This window comes from Pseudoalteromonas sp. AWM4_233, from assembly GCF_056158285.1.
In genome coordinates this window covers 1-3,582 of the sequence record NZ_JBSWSZ010000008.1, presented here as the reverse complement: position 1 = coordinate 3,582, position 3,582 = coordinate 1, and the positions used below count along the sequence as shown (strand labels likewise).

The 3,582-nt window shown below is 43.6% G+C and carries 6 protein-coding genes; 2 read left to right on the top strand and 4 right to left on the bottom strand.

Translation table 11 applies throughout. The features are described from left to right. The first annotated feature begins 147 nt into the window (after positions 1-147). Positions 148-495: a hypothetical protein gene (locus ACXAC4_RS18070; RefSeq protein ID WP_475164335.1), complete on the top strand. Its 348-nt coding sequence runs from the start codon at positions 148-150 to the stop codon at positions 493-495. Further along, positions 482-922: a hypothetical protein gene (locus tag ACXAC4_RS18065; protein WP_475164333.1), complete on the top strand. Its 441-nt coding sequence runs from the start codon at positions 482-484 to the stop codon at positions 920-922. Before ACXAC4_RS18070 ends, ACXAC4_RS18065 begins: the two co-directional genes overlap by 14 nt. A gap of 53 nt (positions 923-975) precedes the next feature. On the opposite strand, the gene ACXAC4_RS18060 is transcribed toward ACXAC4_RS18065, so the two are convergent. The 4 genes from ACXAC4_RS18060 to ACXAC4_RS18045 form a co-directional block, all read right to left on the bottom strand. Beyond that, complete coding sequence (locus ACXAC4_RS18060) at positions 976-1,485, bottom strand: aldehyde dehydrogenase family protein (RefSeq protein WP_475164332.1); 510 nt, start codon at positions 1,483-1,485, stop codon at positions 976-978. Between the two features lie 650 nt (positions 1,486-2,135). Beyond that, a complete protein-coding gene (locus ACXAC4_RS18055; protein ID WP_474965583.1) occupies positions 2,136-2,387 on the bottom strand; it encodes a hypothetical protein in 252 nt (83 codons plus the stop codon). Positions 2,388-2,492: 105 nt separating this feature from the next. Then, positions 2,493-2,603: a YjcZ family sporulation protein gene (locus tag ACXAC4_RS18050; protein WP_089650761.1), complete on the bottom strand. Its 111-nt coding sequence runs from the start codon at positions 2,601-2,603 to the stop codon at positions 2,493-2,495. 104 nt (positions 2,604-2,707) lie between these two features. After that, positions 2,708-3,364, bottom strand: coding sequence for a M50 family metallopeptidase (locus ACXAC4_RS18045; RefSeq protein ID WP_474965582.1), 657 nt, complete (start codon positions 3,362-3,364; stop codon positions 2,708-2,710). Positions 3,365-3,582: the final 218 nt, after the last annotated feature.

Below are 3,582 nucleotides of genomic sequence, written 5' to 3'. Positions count from 1 at the left end.
TGCCTGTTCTTCGGTACCATTACGTATTGCTAAGGTTAACGACGGTTAGATTCACCTCTTACACAGCACCTGCCTGCAAGTGAGCTCGCCACACTATGGCTTGCTTCCGATTTTAAGCAACACTTTTCAATATCGAGCGAGGCACTATTGCAACGACTATTAGCGGTATCGCAGCACCCTATTTTGAAGCACACTAATATTGCAGCTCTGTCTCCAAGTGACTGGCAAGCAATTAACACGACTCAATTAAAAGCCTTTAAGGATATTACCGAGCATTATGCGCTCTCTCAGCATTTGCCTTTTATTAAATCTTTATGTGAACAACAAAATGCGTGTACCTTGCAGGCCACACAACTTTCTATGCCAAACGAACTCGCCTTATTGATCAAGCAAAATAATAAGATTGCACTTATTTACTTACCGAAAAGAAATAAAGTCGTCGATTTGCAAAGATTTACTCAAATGATGACAGGAGGACTTAATGTATTTAATTAAGTACCTGCTGACTTTATTTTTTAGAATCAGTTTAATCTTATTGCTGCTTTGGCTCGTGATCCGTGGTTATTTTTGGGTAGTGTCTGCAGAGCCGGTTGCGCTTCGCTCTGAAGATGAAACGCGCTCAACAGTACATTGGTTACAACAAGATAAGGCGCTTACATTTAACTTTTCAGCCGATAGAACTTATTCAATTCGTGTGCTGTCAAATGCAATTTTTTCGGAGCAACAACAATTTGAAGAACCCGTTCACTATGCCATTGAGTACACGCTTTTAGACAGTAAAGCGACCCCTCTCAGTACGCATGTTTATCATCATGCTTCTAAATTGGCCTTAGATAATGAGCAAAAGCAAGTAAAACAAATTATTGAAAATCGCGATACCTTGGCCAGGTGCTGTGTAAGAGGTGAATCTAACCGTCGTTAACCTTAGCAATACGTTTATGTACGTCTACTTCGTTCAGTTACGTATTGCTAAGGTTAACTACTTACGAAGCTGAGGGACTGCCAGCACCTGATTCCTGCCACGACGCCGATTGGCTTTTTATCAATAAAGATGTTCTCATTTTTACGATCACTCGGAACGATCTCTCCTTCAATTCTCCGTGCCCATTCCGACATATACCGGAAATAATCGATAGCCAAATCCACTTCTCCGCTAGCAAGCTCATAATCTTTCCCTTGCTCTTCTTGTAATAGATCGATAAAGGTCGCTCGGTTTTCCTCTATACGATCGCCAAGCTCCCTTACAATTTTACCGCGTTCAATATTAGGCGTAAGCTTCCAGTCTTTTTGAGCTTCAAATGCTGCTTTCACCGCCCGGTTCACATCGTCCTCCGTGCCTTTAGGAATTTGAGAAATAACCTCTTCGGTCGCCGGATTTAGAATATCAATCCATTCGGATCCGTTTGATTGCTGTATATTCACCGTTAATGTATAGTTTGTGTTGCTGCATGCAAATAACCTCCTGTTGGGATTTACCAGTTTCATTCCCCATGTGATTCAAAATAAACAAACCAGTATTCAACGATATGTGGGGATTCTGTAAGACTGGATTTCGAGATGGTTCGGGGTTCGTTGCTGAGTTGAGCGTCAGGGGTGGTTGGGAAGCTACTCGCTTTCCTGCGGGGTAGCGCCGAGCTTCCTCGGGCTTATCGCCCTGCGGGATCTCGCCGATCCCTTCCTGCGGGAGTCTCGCAGCTTCCCAACCACCCCATTCGATCATGTGAGAAACGAACCCCTATACCAACGTATGGAGGGTCTTCCACTATCACTGCCTATAGTAAGCATAAAGCGCTATATATCAAGCGTTATGAGTTCGATCACACTGCGGTGAAGGTTTATGTTCTTATCGCTCCTCATACGTATAGAACAGCTGCTGATTCTTGAAGTGGTTTCGAGACCTTATATGGCCAAGGGGCGGAGGGGAATGGCGAGACTCCTATCTTAAGTGTGCAGGCGCCTCGGTCAGCGGCGTATGGACTGGACTGAGCTGGCGGAGATAAAGGAAACACGAAGAACGGAGTGATTCGATGTTGACTTATCGTACAGAAGCGAGGGAAGTCTCACTAGCCGCTAGGCAACAATAGGGTGTTGTACGATATTATTAAGCATAAAAAAAGTCCTGTGGGGACAGGACTTTACCATTCGAGGATGAAACCTTTGATTTTCTTGCCGTCTCCTGACTCGGATTGCTGCTCAGCCTCGAAATAAGGGTTTTCTTCCTTAAAATGATAGGAAATACTCTCAGGCTTGAGATAAAGCTTGTACTCCAAATCCGTCACCTTTGGCAGGGAGATGTCGGCAACGGTGGACTGGTCACCCTCTTCATCAATAAGAAGAATATCAATGTGATCATACCCGTGTGCAACTAAGTGTTCTTTTAAATCCATAAACGACTCCTCCGTCCAATTATTCTAATTTCCTCATACCCTTTTCCGACTTACCAAAAACGTTTGATTTTATGTAACAGCGGGAAAAGATTCCCGCTTTATTTATTAGTATCCGTAACCGTAACCTCGGCCACCCATATAAGATGCACCGATGATGATCAAAAGGATGAACAAAACAACCAATAGCGCGAAACCGCCACCGTATCCTCCGCTCATTCCATTCCCCCCTCTCTTACTTACTTTACTACCTTATTCAAGAGGGCTAAAGAAGGCAGGGCATTAGCAGAAATTAATCTTTTTTCTTCTTATCCTTCACACCATCAGAAGGAAAAGACACGCTTAATGGAGATGAGGGCAAAGTACAGGGCCTGAACGAAGAAGGCCACTCCCCACAAAGGGGCGGGAATAAATGTTGTCGCTCGTGCTAAATTTGCTGCGTCACCAGCTTGCCCAGGGGATATAAAACTGATCCACATCACCTCAAAGGCACTGGTCACAGACTCGACAAGGACGAGCGATGCTAGAAAGATCAGGACATATTGGACCACTTGTTCATGACCGGTTCTCAACAACCATAGAAACCCCGCTCCAAATGTAAGGATCCAGAATAGTCCATATACATTCCTCACCCAGAAAAGTAGATTGAGGGTAAGGAATGCCATGAGAATATAGATCATCCATTGATATTGCCCACGACTGATTAGGAAAAAGAAAATAAAAGCAAAGAAAGAAGCAAACACGTAACCAGCCATGCTCGTTAATACCTGGCCGATCCAAGATGTATGTCCGGTCAAAGCAAACCCCGATGTATTAGGAAACAGAGAAACCCTCCTTACTTCTCCTCCTGTAATCAGCGCCATCAAAGAATGACCACTTTCATGAATCATGGTATTCAGAATAGCAAAGTATTTTCCTACCACAGGAAGTTGCGTGAGCAGTAAAGCAAGAATAAGAGCGGTAAGAACCTGAAATTTCATATAGTGCACTCCTTTTTTAAAATAACCTTTTCATCGCTTTCTACTTACATATGACGTATCTTAAGAATAGAATCTATGGCACCAAAGGGGAATGGTCATGCGAAAATTCATATGGATAGGGAGTTCAATCATATTCCTAGTTTTGTGCAGCTGCGCACCTTCTTCGGATACGAGCGATACAAGCGTCAGAATTGCGGCTGCTTCGAGTTTGAAGATAA